Genomic DNA, 21,121 nt, shown 5'->3' with positions numbered 1-21,121 from the left:
GCGTAGGTTGGCCGCGCCCTGACGCCCATTCATGCCCCAGCTCCGCAGCAGCACGGATGTGGACGTCTCCGCTTTTCTGGCGAACGGTCTTGGCATCAAGCAACATCTGAGCCGTTATCTCAACCTGACGCCGGAGCTTCTGGAGCAGCGTCTGCCCAGCAGCACCGACGACCTGGCGGATCTGCACCCCGGTGCGTTTCGACCGGAGGACGCCACCGCCTTTTATGAGGACACGGTGGGTACCGGTCACCTGCTGGAGCTGGCGGCTTGGCACCTCTCCAGTGCGGACTACATCGCGGACACCCTGCGGCTGCAAGGTATTGCCGTGCAAGGCCAGGTGCTGGATTTCGGTGGTGGGATTGGCACCCATGCCCTGTCGGCGGCGGCGCTTCCGGAGGTCGACCACGTCTGGTTTGTTGATCTCAACCCCCACAACCAGGCCTTTGTGCAGCAACGGGCGGAAAGCTTGGGTCTGGCGGACAAACTCTCGGTTCATCGGGACCTCAGCAGCACGGGTGACGTGCGTTTCGATGCGGTGGTCTGCCTCGATGTGCTGGAACACCTGCCGGATCCCTCGGCGCAGTTGCTTGAGTTTCACCAGCGCATGGCGCCCGGGGCCATTGCCCTCCTGAACTGGTACTTCTTCAAGGGCCATCAGGGGGAGTACCCCTTCCATTTTGATGATCCGGCGCTGGTGGACGGGTTTTTCCGCACCCTGCAGGCCCAGTTCCTGGAGGTGTTTCATCCCTTGCTGATTACGGCCCGGCTGTACCGCCGTCCCTGAGGCTGAGGCAATAAAGAAGCCCCAATGCCAATTCGGCATTGGGGCTTTTCATCGTTGCTGGCGTCGAAACTCAGATCGCTGCGGTGATGTTGATGCGCTTGCGATTGCGCAGGCCGCGGCGGATTGATTCGAACTTCACTACGCCATCGGTGAGGGCAAACAGGGTGTCGTCTTTGCCCTTGCCGACATTGACACCGGGAAGAACGGAGGTGCCGCGCTGGCGGATGAGGATGGATCCGGCGGTGACGGTTTCTCCGCCGTAGGCCTTCACGCCAAGACGTTTGGCGTTCGAGTCGCGGCCGTTACGGGTTGAGCCTGTGCCTTTTTTATGTGCCATGAGAAGGAATGGTGGTGGGGGCGTTTGATGAAGCGGGTGGATGAGGTCAGCTGATGGCCTTGCCGCCCACGGAGATGGACTCAACCATCACCCGGGTGAGTTCCTGCCGATGACCATTCTTGCGGCGGGTTTTCTTTTTGGGGCGCATCTTGTACACAATCACCTTGGGCCCGCGGCGATGGGCCATCACCTTGAGGGACACGGTGGCGTCCTTGACGTAGGGCTGGCCCAGGGTGGTGCCCCCGCCGTCCTTAACCAGAAGCACGTTCTTGAGCTTGATCGTGTCGTCCACCTCGGCTTGAAGCCTGTCGAGGTCGTAGTAACGGTTGGGCTGCAACCAGATCTGGGTGCCGGACGCCTCAACGATGGCGTAGGTCCCGCTCTGTTCCGCGGCTGGTTTGGTGTCGGCCATAGGGTGAAAAGACGCGTTCAGGCTCGGCGAACCGATTCAGGCCTGATCCGCAATCGAAAGACAAACAAAGATCTTCGTCTCTGACGCGCCCCCTCGTCAAGATTCAGATACTTCAATGATTCGGCTGAACGGATGGCCAGGCCGGCCCTCACTGTTGCTCTCGTCCTCGACAGCCCTTCTCTGGTGGAATCCTGTCGCCAGTGGCTGCCGTCCAATCGCTATGAGTCTGTTGTCCTAAGTGTTGAAGCTGGAGAGGCCCTGACGGCCGTCCTCGGGCCCAGGCAGGACGACTTCGATGCCGTGGTGCTTGAGCAGACTCTTCTGGACGCTGAGGTCAGGGAGCAGCTGCACTCTGCTGGTCTGCTCTTCCCGGCCGTGATCGTTGGGGAAGTGAAGGGCCATGTGGATTACCACCCCGAGGAGCTGCATCTGCCCGACGACCAGCTGGCCCAGCTGGGATACAACGTTGACGCGGCAATTTCCCGCTTTCTGCGGCAGGGCCGCGCCGATGGCCGCCAAGAAGACCCCGCCAGCCGAAGCAAAGCCGTTGACAACCTCTCCGAACGTCTACAGGAACGACTCGGTTATCTCGGGGTTTTCTACAAACGTGATCCGTCTCGATTTTTAGGGAGCTTGGCTCCTGAAGAGCGCCGGGATTTGCTCCTTTCGCTGCAACGCACCTATCGGGACTTACTCGCGAGTTATTTCAGTGATCCGGCAGCGTCCAACCAGGCCCTGGAAAGCTTTGTGAATACAGCTTTTTTCAGTGATCTGCCCATCACGCGAACCGTTGAGATTCACGTGGATCTCATCGATGAATTCTGGAAACAGCTGAGTTTGGAGGGCCACAAACATGACTTTCTTCAGGATTACCGCCTTGCGCTTCTCGACGTGATGGCCCATCTGTGTGAGATGTACCGGCGTTCCATTCCGCCGGACCTTCCTTTATCGGGCACGGCCTCCAGCCGTGTACGTCGCCCGATGGATCAGCTCGATGCCTCGGAGGAGTCGTCATGAGTCCCCGCAAGACCTACATCCTCAAGCTCTACGTGGCGGGCAACACGCCCAATTCGATGCGGGCGCTGAAAACCTTGCGCAACATCCTTGAAACCGAATTCAGGGGTGTCTATGCCCTCAAGGTGATTGATGTGCTCAAAAATCCGCAACTGGCGGAGGAGGACAAAATTCTTGCAACGCCGACGTTGTCCAAGATTCTTCCCCCGCCGGTGCGCCGCATCATCGGTGATCTCTCTGATCGGGAGCGGGTTCTGATCGGTCTCGATCTTCTGTACGACGAGCTTTCCGACACGGCTCTTAACTCAAGTGTGATCGACGCTGTCGATGAGGAGACCGACACGACGATCACGTCGGATCCTTAAGCGACATGGTGCGCTCCAGCACGGTTCAACTCCTGCTCACTACGGTCAAGTCATAGGTGTTCGCCATGCAGTTCCCTCCGACCAGCGGTCAGCCTCAGATGCAGGTTCAAAAGCTCCCGACAGGGATCGAGGGCTTTGATGATGTCTGCCAGGGCGGCCTACCGATCGGCCGTAGCACGCTGATTAGCGGTACGTCCGGCACCGGAAAGACGGTGTTCTCGCTGCACTTCCTCCACAACGGCATCAAGGATTTCGACGAACCCGGCATCTTCGTCACCTTCGAGGAGTCGCCCCTCGACATCCTGCGCAATGCCGCCAGCTTCGGCTGGAACCTGCAGGAGATGGTCGAGCAGGACAAACTTTTCATCCTTGATGCCTCACCGGATCCCGACGGCCAGGATGTGGCCGGAAGTTTTGATCTCTCGGGTCTGATCGAGCGGATTAACTACGCCATCCGCAAGTACAAAGCCAAGCGTGTTGCTATTGATTCGATCACGGCGGTGTTCCAGCAATACGACGCAGTCTTTGTGGTGCGTCGTGAGATTTTTCGCTTGATCGCCCGGCTCAAGGAAATTGGCGTCACCACGGTGATGACCACCGAGCGCATCGACGAGTACGGCCCTATCGCCCGCTATGGCGTTGAGGAATTCGTCTCCGACAATGTGGTGATCCTCCGCAACGTGCTTGAGGGAGAGCGGCGCCGGCGCACTGTTGAAATTCTCAAGCTGCGGGGCACGACCCACATGAAGGGTGAGTTCCCCTTCACCATGGGAACCCACGGCATCAGCATCTTCCCGCTTGGGGCCATGCGCCTCACCCAACGGTCGTCGAATGTTCGGGTGAGTTCTGGTGTGCCTCGCCTCGACGACATGTGCGGTGGCGGCTTCTTCAAGGATTCGATCATTCTGGCCACCGGTGCCACTGGCACGGGCAAGACGATGCTCGTCTCCAAATTCATCGAAGACGCCTGCCGTAACAAGGAACGCGCCATCCTCTTCGCCTATGAGGAATCGCGCGCTCAGTTGCTCCGCAATGGCACCAGCTGGGGCATCGATTTTGAACAGATGGAGCAGGACGGACTGCTCAAGATCATCTGCGCCTACCCCGAATCCACGGGTCTTGAAGATCATCTGCAGATCATCAAAACGGAGATCAGTCAGTTCAAGCCGTCGCGGATGGCGATCGACTCCCTCTCAGCCCTGGCGCGCGGCGTGAGCCATAACGCCTTCCGTCAGTTCGTGATCGGGGTGACCGGATATGCGAAGCAGGAGGAGATCGCTGGCTTCTTCACGAACACCTCCGAGGAGTTCATGGGCAGCCACTCGATCACTGATTCCCACATCTCCACCATCACCGACACGATCCTGCTGCTGCAATACGTTGAGATCCGCGGTGAGATGGCCCGTGCCTTGAATGTGTTCAAGATGCGTGGTTCCTGGCATGACAAGGGCATCCGCGAATTTGTGATCACGGGCAATGGTCCACAGATCAAGGACTCCTTCTCCAACTTCGAGAGGATCATCTCTGGTGTGCCTCATCGGGTGACATCGGATGAGCGCAGCGAGTTGTCGCGCATCGCCCGGGGTGTCTCCAGCGAGGATTGATCTAAAGCTCGACGGCCTCGGCGATGGAGTTGCGACTGCGACGCTCTGCTTGTAGTTGCAACTCATCTTTGTCGGCTTCCGCTAACGGCAGCTCAAACCAGAAGGTGGTTCCGACTTCAGGCTCACTCACCATCTGAATTTGAGCCCCGTGTTTCTCGAGGATGCCCTGCACGATTGAGAGGCCCAGCCCGGTGCCCACTTCAGTGTGAACGGCATTTTCGACCCGGAAGAAGCGATCGAAAATGCGTTCCTGATCGGCATTACTGATCCCGCATCCCGTGTCGGCGATTTCCACCCTGAGCTTGGGCAGCGGTGAGGTGAGGGCGCAGGTGGGTCCATCACTTCCCGTGATCGCTGTTCCCTCCACCGAACAGGTGTCGGGCCAGGCATAGGCCCTCAGCGCGAGGGGGCCACCGGGGCGGCTGAACTTGAGGGCATTGCCCATCAGGTTGTCGAGCACCTGGAGCAGAAGGTCCCAGTTGCCCAGCACTTCAGGCAAGTCTTCCGGAACATCCAGCACCAGCTCAACCTGGCGATCCTCGGCATTCAGCCTGTAGGTACGCAAGGTCTGCTCCATGGCCGGGCGCATGCTGATCGGTTCGAACTGCAGTGTTCGACCCGACTCCAACCGGGAGAGGTCCAGCACATCGTTCACCAATCGGGTGAGTCGATCGGTTTCGTCGTTGGCAACCCCGAGAAACTCCTTGTGTTCTTCAGGGCTGAGCTGATCGCCGAGGTCGTGCAGGGTTTCGACGTAGCTCTTGATGTTGAATAGCGGGGTGCGCAATTCGTGGGAGACGTTGCTGATGAAACGGCTCTGGGCTGCATTCAGCTCCACCTCGCGGGTGAGGTCTTGGATGGTGACGGCGATGCCTTTGAGGCTTTCTCCACTGGCATCACGCACGGCCTGTAGAACGATGCGCAGGGTGCGGGCTGGTTCCCCCACGCTGCAGCGCAGATCTTCACTGTCAGAGGAACCACCCAGCAGGGCATCAAGGGGACTGTGCAGTTCGATCGCCAGCAGTTCGGGTAGTTCTCCCACCAGCTCCTTGCCTTCCAGGCTGCGCCCTTCCCAGCGGAACAGGCGCCTCGCTGTGGGATTCGCCAGCACGATCCTGCCGTCGGCATCCAGCAGCATCGCCCCGTCTGCCATGGTGGCGATCAACGATTGCTGCTTGACCTGGGCGGCCGTGAGTTCCTCGATGTTGGCTTCGTCATAAGCCTCGAGCTGAGAGGCCATGGCGTTGAACCCATTCAGTAACTCTCCCAGTTCCCCTCCCACCGGCAGGTCAACACGAGTGCCGAAGTTGCCTGAGGCGACGGAGCGCACCCCCCGCAGCAGTTCCTTGACCGGACGGGTGATGGTGAGGGCGTTGAACACGGCTCCAAGAATCACCAGCACCCAGATCGAGATGAACACCGCCACCGTGACTTCGCGGGTGAGGGCTGCACTGGCCAGGGCGGTTTCATTCGGGTTCACACCGAGGCCGAGCACGCCGTAGTACTGACCTCCCCGAATCAGGGGCACAAACACGTCTGTGACGGCCCCTTGGGGCGTCAAGTGTTGCCGAACCAAGGGGTTCTGGGGGCGTCGGCGCAGCTCGTCAGGCAGTTCAAGCCGGCGATTCAGACGCAGTTCCCCATCGCCATTGCTGGGGGTGGCGCTGATGGGGATCCCCAAATAAACGACGCCTTCGGGATCGGCGAAGAAGATGTAGCGAACGCTGCGACTCGAGCGCCAAAACTTTTCGGCGACGTTGGCGAGCTCACGGTCCTGCCCCTGGGCCACCAGTTCGGTGACATTTCCGGCCAGCAGCAAGCCAAGATCCCTGGCATAGCGCGTGTCGCTCATCACTGCATCGCGCTGAATTCCATTCAGCGCGAAAAATGTGATGCCCGTCATCATCAAACTCACCACCAGGGTGGCGATCGCCAGCAGCTTGGTCTGGAGGGTGAATTCTGCCCACCAGGCGGTGATGCGGTCCCACAGGTTCTGGTCTTCCCCCGGGGGTTTGCCTTGGGGGGGAAGAGCCCAATCAGCGATCGTGGCTCCGCTGCTGCTGCTCATCCGCCCGAGCGCACTTGATGACCTATATCGCGACGGTAGGTGATTCCGGCGTAATCCAGTTGGTTCAGACCGTTGTAGGCCCCTGCAAACGCCGCATCGAAGTCATCGCCCTGGGCTACCACGGCCAGCACCCGGCCCCCTGCGGTGAGCAGTTCCCCGGTGCTTTCGCGGCGGGTGCCGGCGTGGAACAGCTGATGGTCGGGGCTTGGGGGGAGGTCGATGCGGATGGCATCGCCTTTGCGGGGCGCTTCTGGGTAGCCCTCCGCTGCGGCGACAACGCAAGCACTGCAACGGTCGGCGATGCTCAGCTGCGGGGCCAGATCAAGGCGGCCCAGGGCACAGGCCTGAAGTACAGCGGCGATCTCGGGGCCCAGTAGGGGCATCAACGTCTGGCATTCGGGATCACCGAAGCGACAGTTGAATTCAATGACCTGGGGGCCATCGGCCGTGAGCATCAGGCCTGCATAGATCACCCCGCGGTAATCGATACCGCGACGTCGTAGGGCCTCCAATGTGGGCTCGAGCACGAGCTGGCGCACGGCGTCGAGCCCGTCGGCATCCAGAAGCGGGGCGGGGGCATAGGCGCCCATGCCACCGGTGTTCGGACCGCGATCGCCTTCATTGAGCCGCTTGTGGTCCTGCGCTGGTGGCAACAGCACCATCCGCTCCCCATCGCACAGGGCGAACACCGACACTTCAGGACCCTCCATCCGCTCTTCCAGCACCAGCTGAGAGCCCGCAGCACCGAACCGCCCTTCGAAGGCCTCGCGGATGGCGGCTTCCGACTCCTCCACCGTGTTCGCCACCGTGACGCCCTTGCCGGCGGCCAAGCCATCAGCTTTGACCACCAGTGGACGTTGCACCTCCTGCAACACCGCGAGCGCTTCCGCCTCATTGGCCACCGCCCAGTGGCCTGCTGTGGGGACCCCGGCCTCCTGCATCAGCTGCTTGGCCCAGGCCTTGCTGGCCTCCAGTTGGGCGCCCTCTGCTCCTGGGCCGAACACGGAGAATCCTGCATCGCGCAGGGCATCGGCCACGCCAGCGGCCAGAGGAGCTTCCGGCCCCACCACCACCAGATCAATGGCGTTCTGCTGGCAGAGGGCAATCAACCCATCGCTATCGGTTTCGGCCACGGCCAGGGCGCTGCCTTCATCGCCCCCATTACCTGGGGTGACCCAGACCGTATCCAGGCCGGGGCAACGGCTGAGGGCCCAGGCCAGGGACTGTTCCCTGCCGCCGCCGCCGACGACGAGGGCACGTTGGAGCGTGGGCAGCGTGCTGGGACGGGTGGACGAGATGGCCATGGTTTCGGAAGGAACGGTTTGGGCCTCGTAGGTTTTCCTTTGTAGACCGCAGCCCGTCATGGGGACTCCCCTTTTCCCCTTCGCTCTCACCCTTCTGGCTGCTGTCACGGCGGCACCCGATCCGCAGGTGATGAGCGAGGAACGCTTTCAGACCGTTCTCGTTGCGATGGATGTGGACGCTGCGGAGCAGGCCTGTCTGGACCCGTTGATCGCTGATACCGATCGCCGTCGCCAGGACTTGCGCGATCGACTTTTAGCGCTGCATCCCGTCATCGATTCGTTGGACTTGGTGTTAGAGAACGCCGAAGCCTTGATGAGCTGTGGCGCACCCGAAGCGGCGGCGGTGGTGCTCAATCGCTACAGCCCAAGGGCTGGAGATGAACGGCGGAAGTGGCTGCTGCTGCGCTGGCGAGCAGCAGCAGCAGCCCTGGATCACCGCCAGGCGGCCTTGTCCCTACGGCGTTTGGTGGTCGGCAACCTGACCGCCCTGAACGCCCCGCTGTTGCCAGGTCAGGTCAATGGCCTGGATCAGTTGGCTTTGCACGAGGCAGCCCAGGGCCGAAACGCTGTGGCTGTGGAGGTGCAGCTGATGGCGGATCTGTCGGGTGTGCAGGGGGCGAGGCGAATGGCGCGAGCGGCGCAATGGCTCGATGCCGATCAGTTTGAGCAAGCCGATCAACTGCTGGAAACCGCCTTGGATCAGGCGGCGGCGGCAGAGGCCTGGGGATTGGCGATGGAGCTGTTGCGACAGCAGCTGCAACTGCAGCTGGCTGCAGGGGGCGATGGCGCCCGGCCGCGGCAGCGGATGGAACGGTTGGCCAATGTCCTTGACGACCGCTATGCCCTCCAGCAACTGCAGCCGGAGAACGACCCCGATCCCCTGCTGCGTTCACCGCGGGACCCCGGAGGCCATGCTGATGTAAGTCCTTCTGCCTTTGCACCGTCGCCATGACGCCCGATCACGGAGAGCTGCTTTACGAGGGCAAGGCGAAGCGGGTGTTCGCGAGCGCGGATCCCGACCGGGTGCTGGTGGAGTTCAAAAACGACGCCACGGCCTTCAATGCCCAGAAAAAAGCCCAGCTGGAGAACAAAGGTCGGCTGAATTGTCAGATCTCGGCACGGTTGTTCGAGCTGCTGGAGCGCGAGGGGGTGCCGACCCATTACTGCGGTCTGGCCGGGGAGACCTGGATGCAGGTGCGACGGGTGGAGATCATTCCCTTGGAGGTGGTTCTCCGCAACACCGCCACAGGATCGCTCTGCCGTCAGACCCCAATCACCGAGGGCACACCCATCGATCCAGCCCTGTTGGATCTGTATTACAAGGACGACGCCCTTGGGGATCCTCTGTTGACCGAGGCCCGCGTGCATCTGCTGGGTGTGGCGGACCCAGCGCAACTGTCAGCAATTGAACAACTTGCCCGCAGGGTGAATGGGGTGCTGCGGCCTTTTTTTGAAGAAATTGATTTGCAGCTGGTGGATTTCAAGTTGGAGTTGGGGCTGGCGTCCGATGGAACACTCCTGCTTGCTGATGAGATCAGCCCTGACACCTGCAGGCTCTGGGACCGCCGCAACAGCAACGCCGACGACCGGATTTTGGACAAGGATCGCTTCCGCAAGGATCTCGGCGGGGTGATGGAGGCCTACGGGGAGGTCCTCAAACGGGTCCAAGGCACCTGCGCCAACCCCCGCAACTGCCTGTAAGGTCGGCGCACCTTTTTGTGGCTTCGGCCCAGCCTGCGCCTCGATGACACGCCGTTCGTCTCGCCGCTCCTCGGTTGCTGTTCGTCGCACGGTGTTGGGTCTGATGCTGGGGATGCCCCTGGTTGCCCAGCCGGTGCTGGCCCAGGAGTCCCCGCCGACTGCCGCCGACACGGTCGAGGTGGAGGAGACGGTTGTTGAGGAAACGGTTGTTGAAGAGACAGTTATTGAGCCGCCCGTTGTCGAGCAGCCCAGGGTTCTGATCTCCGAGGTGGTGATTGAGGGCATTGAGGGTCACCCGGAGGAGGAACGCCTTCAGATCTCCACTTACGACGCGATGCAGGTGCGTCCGGGGATGCGTGTCACACGGGAGGAGCTGCAGAACGATTTGAATGGCATTCAGACCACGGGCTGGTTCTCGGATGTGCGGATCGTTCCCCAGAACGGACCGCTCGGTGTGCAGGTGATCGTTCAGGTGGCGCCCTTCCCTTCGCTCAGTGCAGTGGAGATCAACGCCGATGACGAGGATCTTCTGCCCGATGCTGTGGTGGAAGAGACGTTTGCGTCGGATTACGGCCGCACGCTCAACCTCAACGACCTGCAGCAGCGGATGAAGGCCCTGCAGAGCTGGATGGCCAAGGAGGGCTACTCCCTGGCTCGGGTGTCTGGTCCTGAACGGGTCAGTCCCGATGGGGTGGTCACCCTGAAACTGCTTCAGGGCAGCGTGGCTGGCGTCGAAGTCAAATTCCTCAACAAGGAGGGGGATGACACCGATGAGAGTGGAAATCCCATTGGCGGTAAGACCAAAGAGTGGGTGATCACCCGGGAGGTCTCGATTCAGCCTGGAGATCCCTTCAACCGCAACAAGCTTGAGCGGGATATCAAGCGGTTATACGGAACCCAGCTCTTCAGTGATGTGAAGGTGACGCTGCGGCCTGTGCCCGATGTGCCAGGGGATGTGTTCATTGTTCTCGGCATCGTTGAGCAGTCCACCGGTCAGCTTTCTGGCGGCCTTGGCTACAGCCAGAGCCAGGGTGTGTTCGGTCAGGTGCAGGTCCAGGAGACCAACCTCTTTGGACGTGCTTGGACTCTGGGTACCAACATCACCTACGGCCAGTACGGCGGTCTGGCCAACCTCAACTTCTCGGATCCCTGGATCTACGGCGACAACCACCGCACCAGCTTCCGAACGTCTTTGTTCTTGAGCCAGCAGGTGCCTCAGGTCTTCCAGAGCGAAGACAACGGCAACATCCGCACAGCCAAGGACTACGTCGACAACAACACCAACAACGCCTACCGGACAGGCCGCAATTACGGCTTCACTGATGGTGATGCTCCGGGCAACATCAACAAGGCTGAGGACGAATATCCCAACCGCAGTTGGCTTGACTACGAGGGAGACACGGTGGTGCTGCGCAAGACCGGCGGCAGCTTTTCCTTTGCCCGCCCCCTGAACGGTGGTGATCCTTACAAAGATGCCAAGTGGAATGTGCTTGCTGGCATGTCCTTCGCTGAGGTGCGGCCAATCAACTTTGCCGGTGACTCAAGGCCCTACGGCGTCTCCACAAATAACTTGGGCAAGAAAGTTAAAAACGACGACATCATTTGCGTGTCGTACAACTGCGCTGACAGCAACACCCTTGTAGGGATGCGTGTCGCCACCACCTACAACAATTTCAACAATTCTCGCAATCCCACTAGCGGAAACTTCTTCACCGCCGGAACTGAGCAGTTTGTCGGCATCAATAATGATTCGCCCACCTTCAACCGGCTTCGTGCCAGCTACACCCAGTTCTTCCCGGTCGACTGGCTGAAGCTTCATAAGGGTTGCCGTCCCAAGCCCGGCGAAGAGGCCGATTGCCCGCAAGCCATCGGTGTGCAGATCAAGGGTGGCGCCATCATGGGTGAAGCGCCTCCATACGAAGCGTTCTGCATGGGTGGATCCAACTCGATTCGCGGTTGGTACGACTGCGACCTGGCTGTGTCCAAGGCCTTCAGTGAACTCACAATCGAGTACCGCTTCCCCCTGATCAGCATCTTCTCTGGTGAGGTGTTCATGGATGCCGGTACCGATTTCGGCACTCAGAAGGATGTGCCAGGCAAGCCGGGCCTGCTGCTCGATAAGGATGGCTCCGGTGTTTCGCTGGGTACAGGCGTGATTGTCACCACGCCGGTCGGTCCGATCCGACTTGAGGTGGCCAGCAAGGACTTCGCCTCCGACTGGCGCTTCAATCTGGGAGTGGGCTGGAAGTTTTAGTGATCAGCTGGCCTCAGGACTACTCAGCTGCATGGACCCTGGCGGCTGAGACAACATGCTCCGGCGTCGGTCTCCACAGTGGAGCTGAGGCCACGGTGCAGCTTTGCCCGACGGATCAGCCGGGATTCCACATGCGCTTGCCGGGGATGGAGCAACCGATCCAGCTACGGCCGGATCAGGTGCGTGACAGCCCGTTGTGCACCACGCTGGATCTTGGCCCCAGCAAGGTGGCCACCGTTGAACATCTGCTGGCGGCCCTGGCGGGTTGCGGCCTCAGTCACGTCGAGATCGTGGTGAGCGGTCAGGAAGTCCCCCTGCTGGATGGCTCAGCGCTGGTTTGGGTGGAGGCCATCGCTGCGGCGGGTTTGGTGTCTGCGGCAACCCCCAGGCCGGCTCCACCCCAGTTGGACCAACCACTCATGCGTCATCGCGGCAGCAGTGTGATCACGGCCACCCCGGCGGACCGCTTCGCTGTCGTGGGAATGATCGATTTTCCTCAGCAGGCCATCGGCCGTCAGCAGTTCGCCTTGGAACTCACGCCCCAGCGGTTCGTAGATGAGATTGCTCCGGCACGCACCTTTGGCTTCCGGGAGCAGGTGGAGCAGCTGCGCGCTTCCGGCTTGATCCAGGGCGGAGCCCTGGACAACGCCCTGGTCTGTGACGGCGATCAGTGGATGAATCCTCCGCTGCGGTTCGAGGATGAACCGGTGCGCCATAAGCTCTTGGATCTGATCGGCGACCTGGCCCTCGTCGGTTTTCCCCAGGCACAGGTTCTTGTGTACAGGGGATCCCATGGTCTTCACACCGATCTCGCAGCCGCTTTGTGACTGAATCCACCACCCCAGACATCGTGCTTACCAGCGAGCAGATCGCCGGTTTGCTTCCGCACCGTTACCCCTTTGCTCTGGTGGATCGGGTCATTGCCCATGAGCCCGGGGTTTCGGCCACGGCGATCAAGAACGTGACCATGAACGAGCCCCAGTTCCAGGGGCATTTCCCAGAGCGCCCGCTGATGCCTGGGGTGCTGATTGTGGAAGCCATGGCGCAGGTGGGCGGGTTGATCGTGACCCAGATGCCCGATCTGCCCAAAGGACTGTTCGTTTTTGCCGGCATCGACGGGGTACGCTTCCGGCGCCCTGTGGTTCCTGGAGATCAGCTGGTGATCCGCTGTGAACTGCTCAGCCTTAAGCGCAAGCGCTTCGGCAAGGTCAAGGCCGAGGCCACGGTGGACGGAGATCTGGCCTGCTCCGGCGAATTGATGTTCTCCCTGGTGGATTGAGCGCGATGTCGCAGCAAACGGCGTCACAGCAGATTCACTCCACGGCAGTGGTGGACCCGAAGGCCGAGCTGGCCTCGGGGGTGGTCATTGGCCCTGGTGCAGTGGTCGGCCCTCAGGTGGTGATCGGAGAGAACACCTGGATCGGTCCCCATGCCGTGTTGGACGGTCGGCTGACCCTGGGGCGTGACAACAAGGTGTTCCCGGGTGCCTGCCTCGGACTGCCGCCGCAGGATCTCAAGTACCGCGGTGCTGAAACCGAGGTGCTGATTGGGGATGGAAACACGCTGCGGGAATGCGTGACGATCAACCGGGCCACCGAAGAGGGCGAGGTGACCCGTATTGGCAACGGCAACCTGTTGATGGCTTACTGCCATCTGGGGCATAACTGCGATCTCGGCAACAACATCGTGATGTCCAATGCCATTCAGGTGGCGGGCCACGTTGTGATCGAAGACCGTGCCGTGATTGGTGGCTGTTTGGGCATTCACCAGTTCGTCCATATCGGTGGGATGGCGATGGTGGGCGGGATGACCCGCGTGGATCGGGATGTTCCGCCGTACTGCCTGGTGGAAGGCCATCCGGGTCGTGTGCGGGGTCTCAACCGGGTGGGCCTGCGTCGCAGTGGCATGGCCGGCAATCACGACGGCGCTGAACTCAAGCAGCTTCAGGAGATCTGGACCCTGATGTATCGCTCCGATCTGGTGATTGCCGATGCGCTCAAGCAGGCTCGAGTCCAGGCGTTGCTGCCGGCCGCTGAGCACCTCTGCCGGTTCCTCGAGGCATCCACTGGTCAGGGGAGACGGGGTCCGATGCCATTGCAGGGCCGCTGATGGTTCGGCTGCTGATCAGCACCGGTGAAGTCTCCGGTGATCTTCAGGGCAGCCTGTTGATTCGGGCCCTGCGGTTGGAGGCGGAACGGAGGGGCCTTGAGCTCGAAGTGCTGGCCCTTGGTGGACCGCGCATGGAGGCGGCGGGGGCTTCGTTGATCGCTGATACCGCGCCGATGGGGGCGATCGGTCTGTGGGAGGCCGTCCCGTTGATTCTTCCCACGCTGCGGCTGCAGGCCCGGGTGGATGCGCTGCTTGAGGAACGGCCCCTCGATGGGGTGGTGCTCATCGACTACGTCGGAGCCAATGTGCGGCTGGGCACACGGCTGCGGAAGCAACGGCCCCACCTGCCGATCACGTATTACATCGCCCCCCAGGAATGGGCCTGGCGCTTCGGCGATGGCAGCACCACCCGTCTGCTGGAGTTCACCGACAAAATCCTGGCGATCTTCCCGGCGGAGGCCGAGTTCTATGCGGCCCGCGGTGCGGATGTGAGCTGGGTGGGTCATCCGCTGTTGGACAGCTTCCAGAATTTGCCCGACCGCGCCAGCTCCCGACGCCAATTGGGCTTGGATCCCGAGGCGCCGGTGTTGCTGCTGCTGCCGGCATCCCGGCCCCAGGAGTTGCGCTACCTGATGCCACCGTTGGCCCAGGCGGCGGCCCTGCTGCAGCAGCGCCACCCTGATCTTCAGGTGTTGCTTCCCGCCGGGCTGGAGCAGTTCGAACACCCCCTAGCTGCTGCGCTTGAGGAGGCCGGTGTGCGCCATGCCCGGGTGATTCCTGCCGCTGAAGCGGATGCTCTTAAGACCACCCTTTGTGCGGCGGCGGATCTCGCCCTGGGAAAATCCGGCACGGTGAATCTGGAACTGGCTTTGCAGGGGGTTCCTCAGGTGGTGGGATATCGCGTCAGCCGACTGACGGCGTGGGTCGCACGCCATGTTCTGCGGTTCCAGGTGGACCACATCTCGCCGGTGAATCTGTTGCTCAAGCAGCGGTTGGTGCCGGAGCTGCTGCAGGACGAGCTCACCGCAGAAGCTTTGGTGGAGAGGGCTTTACCCCTGTTGACCGCCACACCGCAGCGCCGGGCGATGCTGGAAGGGTATGAGCGGTTGCGAGCCACCCTGGGTTCTCCTGGAGTGACCGGACGGGCTGCTAAGGCCATTTTTGATCAGGTGATCGGATGAAACGAACGCTGCTTCTGCTGTCTACCTGCTTGATGCTGTTCTGCTGGCCCCAGAGCGCCATGGCCGAACTGGAGACAGCGGTCTTCGCCGGTGGTTGTTTTTGGTGTTTGGAGCACGACCTGGAGGACCTGCCCGGGGTGCGTGATGCCGTGAGCGGCTACAGCGGCGGGCATGTGGAGCGACCCACCTACCGCCAGGTCAGCAGCGAGACCACTGGCCATCAAGAAGCGGTGCAGGTGCGTTTTGACCCTGAGCAAATCAGTTACGCCGAGCTACTGCGCAGCTATTGGCGCAATGTGGACCCCCTCGATGACGGTGGTCAGTTCTGCGACCGCGGCGATTCCTACAGGCCGGTGATCTTTACGGCCGATGCCGCTCAGGCCCAGGCTGCTGAGGCCAGTGCCGAGGCGGCGGCCCGCGAGCTGTCGCAACCGCGGGCCGCGCTGAAAGTGGAGCTCAGGGAAGCGGCTCGGTTTTGGCCTGCCGAGGGTTACCACCAGAACTACGCAGAGAACAATTCCCTCAAATACAACTTTTATCGGTTCAGTTGCGGTCGCGACCGTCGCCTGGATGCGGTGTGGGGTGCTGAGGCGCGAACCGGTCAGCCATGGCGTTAAACCACTGAATTCGGTCAACTTCCTTAAGAAATAGACAATCAACCTGTTGAAAAGATTAAGCGCCGCAACCTGATTGATTCAGCAAGTTCTCAGTGAACAGACGGGTTTCCAGCCATCGACCAGGCTTGCGGCCATGCTTACGATCAGTCGGTAAGTGGAGGAATGTATGTATCTGCTGACCATTAAGGATGGTCTTGGCACCCGTCACATCGGTCCCTATCCGTCGCCGAAGCATGCGTCGGACGATCTTGATCGTGTGTTGGAAACTTGCTCTGAGCGAGCACGGTGGCAGATCCACGCGCTCGAAACACCAAGCCGCTCCCTGGAACTTCAAGCTGTTGCGTCTTGAGCAGTTGCGTCCTGATCAGCCCTGACGTCGCCCTGGAAAGCCACGGGTTAGACCGCTGTCAATCATCAGTCCAATACCGGCATTGATACAGATCAGGCTGAGGGTTCCGTACCAGAACCAGGGGCCACCGTCATTGCCCAGCATTTGAACGACCTTGCGGCTGATTGCTTCGCCGAACAGGCAGAGGCCCACCGGGAGCAGAAGCACCCCCAGCTGAGCCTTGATGTACCAGCGCACCGGGGATCGACTCATGACTGGGCCAGCACCCAGTTCACCAGGGTGCGCACGCCGTAGCCAGTGGCACCGGCTGGATTGACGCCTTTGCCCTTGTCACTCCAGACCGGCCCAGCGATGTCGATGTGGGCCCAGGCGGTGTCCTTGGCCACGAATTCCTTGAGGAAGAGGGCCGCGGTGATCGAGCCCCCTGGCCGCGGACCGGTGTTCTTCATGTCGGCCAACAATGACTTCAGCCCATCCTTGTAGGACTGTCGCAGGGGCATGCGCCACAGGCCTTCACCGCCGGAATGGGCGGCGGCATCGAGGGCTTCCGCCAGGTCGTCGTTGTTGGACCACAACCCGGCCATCTCATCACCAAGGGCAATGACGCAGGCTCCGGTGAGGGTGGCCAAATCCACAACGGCATCGGGCTCCTGCTCACAGGCGTAGAGCAGGGCATCGGCGAGGGTCAACCGGCCTTCAGCGTCGGTGTTGTTGATCTCGATCGTCATGCCGTTGGCGGCCGTGACGATGTCACCGGGGTGGACGGCAGAGCCGTTCACCATGTTTTCGCAGGAGGCCACCACCATGTGCACTTCAACGCCGGCTGGCTTGAGTTCAGCGATGCTGCGCATGGCGCCCAGCACAGCGGCGCTGCCGCCCATGTCGAACTTCATCATGTCGATCTGCGCCGCGCCTACCTTGAGGTTGTAACCGCCGGAATCGAAGGTGAGGCCCTTGCCCACCAGGGCGACGCGGCGTTTCACTTCGCCCTCTGGGCGGTAAATCAGGTGAATGAATTTGGGCGGTAGATCGGAGCCCTGGCTCACGGCCAGAAAGGCGCCCATGCCTTTGGCTTCGCAGTCGCCGCGCTCCAGCACCTTGAGCTCAAGGCCGTGGTCGCTGGCGATGCCGGCGGCTGTTTCCGCCAGGGCGCCCGGGGTAACCACATTGGGGGGGGCGGCCACCAGCTCCCTGGCCAGCTCCACGCCGGCACAGGTGGCGTTGACCGCCATAAATCCGCTGGCGGCGGTGGGGTCGAGGCCGATCAGCTCAAGAGCTTCGGGAATCCGGCGTGGTTCCGCCTCCTTGCGGAAGCGCTGGTCTTTGTAAAGGCAGAGCCGCACGGCTTCAGCACTGATGCGGGCCGCTTCGGTGGCATCGGTTCCATGCCATGGCAACTGCAGTCCCAGAGTGCCTCCACAGCCGATCGCGGCCTTGGCTGCACGGGCAGCGGCGCCGCGCAGGCGGTCGATGTCGATTCCATCGGCGTCGCCCAGGCCCAGCACCACCAGGCGCTCTGGGCCAGCACCCAGGGGCGTGATCACCAGTTGATCACCCGGCTTCCCCTTGAAATCCTGCTGTTTCAGGGCGTCGGTGATCCCCGCAAAGCGCTGTTCCAAGGCCTTTGCGGTTGCATCGGCATCGCCCTGGGGTAGCCCCACCGCCAGCACATTGCCGTTCCACTCCTGCAGACCGTTGGAGGACAGGGAGAAGCGCATGGATGGACGCATCGGCAAAGAACGAGCGTAGCGATCCTGCGCGACGCCTTTGCACCTTGCTGATCAGGGCGAACAGCGCTGGTTCAGGGCGGTGATGATCAGCTGCTCGGCATCCGGTTGGCTCTGGATTACGAAGGCTTCCTGCTCGAGTGCAGTGTTGTTGGACTTGTAGTGGTTGTGCAGCAGGTAGCGGATCCGGCTCACCACCGCTGGATCAACCTTGCGTTGCACACCGATCAGCGAGAGCGCTCCGTTGGGACAGCTCTGGGCGGTATGCACCGCTTCATGCAGCAGCACGGCCCGGGTGATGCCGAGCTCCCGTACCAGCGGCGAAATCTCTAGCCGTTTCTCCGCCGGGATGAAGCGTCCGTAGGCCTGCCCCGGGGGCTGCCGTTCTTCAATCGTGAAGCCATGCCGCAGCAGGCTTCGCTGCAGCTGTGCGAGGTCGGCAGCGGTGGCCGGCAGGGCCAGTAGCAGCAGAGCAAGGGCCGTTTGGGTTGCGGTCACAAGTCGGCGTTGAAGGGGGTGGCCCATCGTTGGCGGGTTTCCTTGTTGAAGGGCGGCCACCAGCGTTGAATCAGCTGTTGTTCCAGGGCCCGCCGTGCGCGGGTGGCCTGAGGTACATCGCAGCTGAAGCGGATGCTCAGCTGGGCACTGAGTTCGCAGCGCTGAAGGGCTTCGCCGTAAGCGGCGAGGTAGGCCTTGCAGTCGTGATCGCCTTTCCAGCGGCGCTCGGCGGCGAGCGTTTCTCCCACATAGAGCAGAAGCGGCTGCTCCAGTTGGGTCGGCCGATCCATCACCAGGTAGATCGCGGCACCCCGATGGGACGGTTCCGGCCATCGCCAGAAACTCATCGCCAGGGGGGTCAGCGTCAGCGGATTTAGGGCCGCGGCAGCGTCATCAGGGGAGGAGCCGAACAGATCTCCTTGGGCGGCCTGAGCTGTTTCTCCGCGGAACAGCGGCGCTTGATGGTCATGCAGGCGCTGTTGCCAGGCGATCAGCTGCTCCCGTTGCAGGGGCAGCTCAGGCCCATTGCTGAAGGCCAGCGCACCGGTGGAGAACAGATCTCCCTGCATCAGTGAAGGGGCAGGCTGGGTCCGGCGCGGCGGATGCCGAAACTCACCCGGCCGATCAGGTTTTCCACGGTGCTGGCGGGAAGGCAGAGCCGTTCCTGCAGGTCAGCCAGATCTTTGAAACCGGAGCTGCGTCGCTCCCGCAGCAGGCTGGCCAGCCGTTGCTCTGGCCAGCAGAGCAGCTCGAGTTGATCGGCGCTGGCGTTGTTCAGGTCAAGGGGAGTGGCCTGCGGCTGCAATGGAGCATCGCCATGCCAATGGAAGACGAGATGCGGTGTCCAGAGCCTGCTCAGATCGATGGGCAGCTCCAGCAGCCGGAACAAATCATCAGCGCAGGCGAATTGCACGCCCCCCTGTTGCAGGCGCACCAGCAGATCGGCCATGTCCTGGCTGCAGCCGGGCAGTTGAAGCCACTCATCGCGGCTGGCCCGATTCACATCCATCACCCAGGCTGGAGGCTCGGCCTCGATCGCTAATGGCTGTAGTGGCGCTGGACGGGGTGGTGTTGGCAGCTGCCCGGTGGCCTGCAGCACCCGCCTGGCCAGGGGATCCAACCAGTGGCTGCGGGGCATGCTGCTCAGCAGAGATGGGCCGACATTAACGAGGGTGGTGGGGTTGCGTCAGCGCAGGGCGCGCACAAGACCCTCGCAGCCCCCCTGTTCGTCGATGTAGCGGCGCATCAGGTCGTCGTAACCGGGAGCGCTTTGCACCTCCTCGCGCTCGGCGGCGCTGACCCCTTTGCTGAGCAGAAACCGGTTGGCGATGTCGCGGGCCTGGGCAGCTTTCATCCGTTTGGTTTCGATCAGACAGCGGGCATTGGCCTCGGCGATGGTCACCAGGGCGGTCGTGCGCTCGCTTCCGGCATTCACCGCTGGCATCCCGAGGCTGCTGACGCTGAGAACGACCAGGGCTGCGGTGGCGGCGCGTCGGACCATGGCGTCAAGACCGTTCATCTCCTCTCAGGATGGTCCCTTTGGGGCTAAGGGGTCCAGCGGGGAATCGGCATCGGTGGATCCACCAGATTGTGTTGAAAGGCCATCAGCACAGCCTGGGTGCGGTTCCTGGCATTCAGTTTGCGCAGCAGCCCTGTGATGCAGTGCTTGGTGGTTTCAATCGAGATGTGGAGTTGATCCGCAATCTCCTGATTGCTAAGGCCGCGGCAGAGGCCACGCAGTACGTCTTCTTCCCGCAGGCTCAGCACGTCGCTGATCGGATGCCCCACCCCTGCCAAGCTGCGGTCGTGATGGGCCACGCCGGCAATCACCGGATCCATGTGGCTGCCATCGCTTTCCATGGCGCGCAAGACGCTGAGCAAGCCGCCGTCGCCAATGCGCTCATGGCTGCAGAGACCGTCGCAATCAGCCGCTGCAGCGGCACGAATGGTGCTGAGCAAGGGGCGTTGGATCAGCATCAGGCAGCGCAGCGAGGGCTGGTGGGCCTTGGCTGCTGCCACCAGGGAGGGGCCACTGCCACGTTCGAGCCTGTCGCTGCAGATCAGCAGATCGGCGGCCGTACTGCTGAGGCAGGCCAGGGCTTCCGCTTCGGTGCTGGCAGCCCCCACGATGGAGCCGATGCCATCGAGGCTGTGCAGCAGGCCGCTGACCAAAACCCGATCGGCCGAAGCGACCACCAGACGACGCCCCTCCAGCAGGGGCCGGTTGCGCTGGGGCAGCTCACGCATCGCGGCCAGCTGAGCGGTGAAGTTCACATCCTGAATGCAGCCCGAAACTCACCATGAATCCCATGTCGCCTGCGGGCGGTGCTGGTTAGGAAGACCGTACAAAAATCCCGCCTCAGGCCTCGGCAAGGTGCGGCGATTACCCCTCAAGCAAGTCGATTGTTCTTGGCAGAATTGCCTGTGCCCAGCGCGACTCGACATGGCCTTCTTCGATTCCGACATCGTTCAGGACGAAGCAAAGCGGTTGTTCAGCGATTACCAGCAGCTGATGCAGCTGGGCAGTGAGTACGGGAAGTTCGACCGAGAGGGCAAGAAGAAGTTCATCGAGACGATGGAAGAGCTAATGGGCCGCTACCGGGTGTTCATGAAGCGCTTCGAGCTCTCGGAAGATTTCCAGGCCAAGCTCACGGTGGAGCAGCTGCGCACCCAGCTCAGTCAGTTCGGGATCACCCCCGAGCAAATGTTTGAACAGATGAATTCCACCCTCGAGCGGATGAAGGCCCAGATCGAGCCTCCCTCCCCGAGCTGAACCAGCACTCGTACGATCGCCAGC

General features: G+C 61.7%; 25 protein-coding genes. 14 read left to right on the top strand and 11 right to left on the bottom strand.

Features of this window, described 5'->3' with window-relative positions; translation table 11 throughout:
• Positions 1–31 precede the first annotated feature (31 nt).
• Positions 32–784 carry a bifunctional 2-polyprenyl-6-hydroxyphenol methylase/3-demethylubiquinol 3-O-methyltransferase UbiG gene (locus tag FZX13_RS09380; RefSeq protein WP_226397999.1) on the top strand — a complete coding sequence of 251 codons (753 nt, stop codon included), beginning with the start codon at positions 32–34 and terminating at the stop codon, positions 782–784.
• A gap of 70 nt (positions 785–854) precedes the next feature.
• Here the strand turns inward: FZX13_RS09380 and rpmA are convergent, their stop codons facing one another.
• Together rpmA and rplU are read right to left on the bottom strand one after the other, a co-directional pair.
• The gene (rpmA, locus tag FZX13_RS09375) at positions 855–1,121 is read right to left on the bottom strand and encodes a 50S ribosomal protein L27 (protein WP_226409369.1); all 267 of its coding nucleotides are present in this window, start codon (positions 1,119–1,121) and stop codon (positions 855–857) included.
• Between the two features lie 46 nt (positions 1,122–1,167).
• On the bottom strand, positions 1,168–1,533 hold the full coding sequence (rplU, locus tag FZX13_RS09370; protein ID WP_226409367.1) for a 50S ribosomal protein L21: 366 nt from the start codon (positions 1,531–1,533) through the stop codon (positions 1,168–1,170).
• A 132-nt stretch (positions 1,534–1,665) separates the two neighbouring features.
• Here rplU and FZX13_RS09365 point away from each other — a divergent pair, with 132 nt between their 5' ends.
• From FZX13_RS09365 to kaiC, 3 genes are all read left to right on the top strand, one after another.
• Positions 1,666–2,550 (top strand): circadian clock protein KaiA, encoded by an 885-nt coding sequence (locus tag FZX13_RS09365; protein WP_226409365.1) that lies wholly within the window; start codon positions 1,666–1,668, stop codon positions 2,548–2,550.
• Complete coding sequence (gene kaiB / locus FZX13_RS09360; protein WP_115022346.1) at positions 2,547–2,912, top strand: circadian clock protein KaiB; 366 nt, start codon at positions 2,547–2,549, stop codon at positions 2,910–2,912. Before FZX13_RS09365 ends, kaiB begins: the two co-directional genes overlap by 4 nt.
• A 65-nt stretch (positions 2,913–2,977) precedes the next feature.
• Positions 2,978–4,516, top strand: a complete 1,539-nt coding sequence (kaiC, locus tag FZX13_RS09355; RefSeq protein ID WP_115022615.1) for a circadian clock protein KaiC — start codon at positions 2,978–2,980, stop codon at positions 4,514–4,516.
• Between the two features lies 1 nt (position 4,517).
• On the opposite strand, the gene FZX13_RS09350 is transcribed toward kaiC, so the two are convergent.
• The gene (locus FZX13_RS09350; protein WP_226409363.1) at positions 4,518–6,584 is read right to left on the bottom strand and encodes an ATP-binding protein; all 2,067 of its coding nucleotides are present in this window, start codon (positions 6,582–6,584) and stop codon (positions 4,518–4,520) included.
• Positions 6,581–7,888 (bottom strand): phosphoribosylamine--glycine ligase, encoded by a 1,308-nt coding sequence (gene purD, locus FZX13_RS09345; RefSeq protein WP_226409361.1) that lies wholly within the window; start codon positions 7,886–7,888, stop codon positions 6,581–6,583. The genes FZX13_RS09350 and purD overlap by 4 nt, the downstream gene beginning before the upstream one ends.
• Positions 7,889–7,946: 58 nt before the next feature.
• Between purD and FZX13_RS09340 the strand changes: the two genes are divergently transcribed.
• The 9 genes from FZX13_RS09340 to FZX13_RS09300 all read left to right on the top strand — a co-directional run bounded on the left by FZX13_RS09340 (position 7,947) and on the right by FZX13_RS09300 (position 16,099).
• Positions 7,947–8,840 (top strand): hypothetical protein, encoded by an 894-nt coding sequence (locus FZX13_RS09340; RefSeq protein ID WP_226409359.1) that lies wholly within the window; start codon positions 7,947–7,949, stop codon positions 8,838–8,840.
• Positions 8,837–9,589, top strand: a complete 753-nt coding sequence (purC, locus tag FZX13_RS09335; protein WP_226409358.1) for a phosphoribosylaminoimidazolesuccinocarboxamide synthase — start codon at positions 8,837–8,839, stop codon at positions 9,587–9,589. The genes FZX13_RS09340 and purC overlap by 4 nt, the downstream gene beginning before the upstream one ends.
• A gap of 43 nt (positions 9,590–9,632) precedes the next feature.
• Positions 9,633–11,843 (top strand): BamA/TamA family outer membrane protein, encoded by a 2,211-nt coding sequence (locus FZX13_RS09330; protein WP_226409356.1) that lies wholly within the window; start codon positions 9,633–9,635, stop codon positions 11,841–11,843.
• Positions 11,843–12,670, top strand: a complete 828-nt coding sequence (gene lpxC / locus FZX13_RS09325; RefSeq protein WP_226409354.1) for a UDP-3-O-acyl-N-acetylglucosamine deacetylase — start codon at positions 11,843–11,845, stop codon at positions 12,668–12,670. Before FZX13_RS09330 ends, lpxC begins: the two co-directional genes overlap by 1 nt.
• Positions 12,667–13,122, top strand: coding sequence for a 3-hydroxyacyl-ACP dehydratase FabZ (gene fabZ / locus FZX13_RS09320; RefSeq protein WP_115022337.1), 456 nt, complete (start codon positions 12,667–12,669; stop codon positions 13,120–13,122). Before lpxC ends, fabZ begins: the two co-directional genes overlap by 4 nt.
• Positions 13,123–13,127: 5 nt before the next feature.
• Positions 13,128–13,952 (top strand): acyl-ACP--UDP-N-acetylglucosamine O-acyltransferase, encoded by an 825-nt coding sequence (gene lpxA, locus FZX13_RS09315; protein WP_226409352.1) that lies wholly within the window; start codon positions 13,128–13,130, stop codon positions 13,950–13,952.
• Positions 13,952–15,133 carry a lipid-A-disaccharide synthase gene (lpxB, locus tag FZX13_RS09310; protein ID WP_226409350.1) on the top strand — a complete coding sequence of 394 codons (1,182 nt, stop codon included), beginning with the start codon at positions 13,952–13,954 and terminating at the stop codon, positions 15,131–15,133. The genes lpxA and lpxB overlap by 1 nt, the downstream gene beginning before the upstream one ends.
• The gene (gene msrA / locus FZX13_RS09305) at positions 15,130–15,750 is read left to right on the top strand and encodes a peptide-methionine (S)-S-oxide reductase MsrA (RefSeq protein ID WP_226409348.1); all 621 of its coding nucleotides are present in this window, start codon (positions 15,130–15,132) and stop codon (positions 15,748–15,750) included. The genes lpxB and msrA overlap by 4 nt, the downstream gene beginning before the upstream one ends.
• A 166-nt stretch (positions 15,751–15,916) precedes the next feature.
• A complete protein-coding gene (locus FZX13_RS09300) occupies positions 15,917–16,099 on the top strand; it encodes a hypothetical protein (protein ID WP_115022302.1) in 183 nt (60 codons plus the stop codon).
• Between the two features lie 15 nt (positions 16,100–16,114).
• Here the strand turns inward: FZX13_RS09300 and FZX13_RS09295 are convergent, their stop codons facing one another.
• The 7 genes from FZX13_RS09295 to FZX13_RS09265 form a co-directional block, all read right to left on the bottom strand.
• Positions 16,115–16,351 (bottom strand): hypothetical protein, encoded by a 237-nt coding sequence (locus FZX13_RS09295; RefSeq protein WP_115022300.1) that lies wholly within the window; start codon positions 16,349–16,351, stop codon positions 16,115–16,117.
• Positions 16,348–17,817, bottom strand: a complete 1,470-nt coding sequence (locus FZX13_RS09290) for a leucyl aminopeptidase (RefSeq protein ID WP_226409441.1) — start codon at positions 17,815–17,817, stop codon at positions 16,348–16,350. The genes FZX13_RS09295 and FZX13_RS09290 overlap by 4 nt, the downstream gene beginning before the upstream one ends.
• 63 nt (positions 17,818–17,880) lie before the next feature.
• Positions 17,881–18,324: a hypothetical protein gene (locus FZX13_RS09285; RefSeq protein WP_226409347.1), complete on the bottom strand. Its 444-nt coding sequence runs from the start codon at positions 18,322–18,324 to the stop codon at positions 17,881–17,883.
• Positions 18,321–18,893, bottom strand: coding sequence for a GIY-YIG nuclease family protein (locus tag FZX13_RS09280; RefSeq protein ID WP_226409345.1), 573 nt, complete (start codon positions 18,891–18,893; stop codon positions 18,321–18,323). Before FZX13_RS09280 ends, FZX13_RS09285 begins: the two co-directional genes overlap by 4 nt.
• Complete coding sequence (locus FZX13_RS09275; protein WP_115022294.1) at positions 18,893–19,462, bottom strand: hypothetical protein; 570 nt, start codon at positions 19,460–19,462, stop codon at positions 18,893–18,895. The genes FZX13_RS09280 and FZX13_RS09275 overlap by 1 nt, the downstream gene beginning before the upstream one ends.
• A 48-nt stretch (positions 19,463–19,510) precedes the next feature.
• Positions 19,511–19,843, bottom strand: coding sequence for a hypothetical protein (locus tag FZX13_RS09270; RefSeq protein ID WP_226409343.1), 333 nt, complete (start codon positions 19,841–19,843; stop codon positions 19,511–19,513).
• A gap of 26 nt (positions 19,844–19,869) precedes the next feature.
• Positions 19,870–20,571 carry a response regulator transcription factor gene (locus FZX13_RS09265; protein WP_115022611.1) on the bottom strand — a complete coding sequence of 234 codons (702 nt, stop codon included), beginning with the start codon at positions 20,569–20,571 and terminating at the stop codon, positions 19,870–19,872.
• 196 nt (positions 20,572–20,767) lie between these two features.
• On the opposite strand from FZX13_RS09265, the gene FZX13_RS09260 reads away from it, so the two are divergent.
• Positions 20,768–21,097 carry a DUF1825 family protein gene (locus FZX13_RS09260; protein WP_115022290.1) on the top strand — a complete coding sequence of 110 codons (330 nt, stop codon included), beginning with the start codon at positions 20,768–20,770 and terminating at the stop codon, positions 21,095–21,097.
• The last annotated feature ends 24 nt before the right edge of the window (positions 21,098–21,121 follow it).

This window comes from Synechococcus sp. MU1625, from assembly GCF_020514205.1.
Classification (GTDB): domain Bacteria; phylum Cyanobacteriota; class Cyanobacteriia; order PCC-6307; family Cyanobiaceae; genus Parasynechococcus.
The sequence above is the reverse complement of the archived record's forward strand: the minus strand, read 5'-3'. Positions and strand labels throughout refer to the sequence as shown.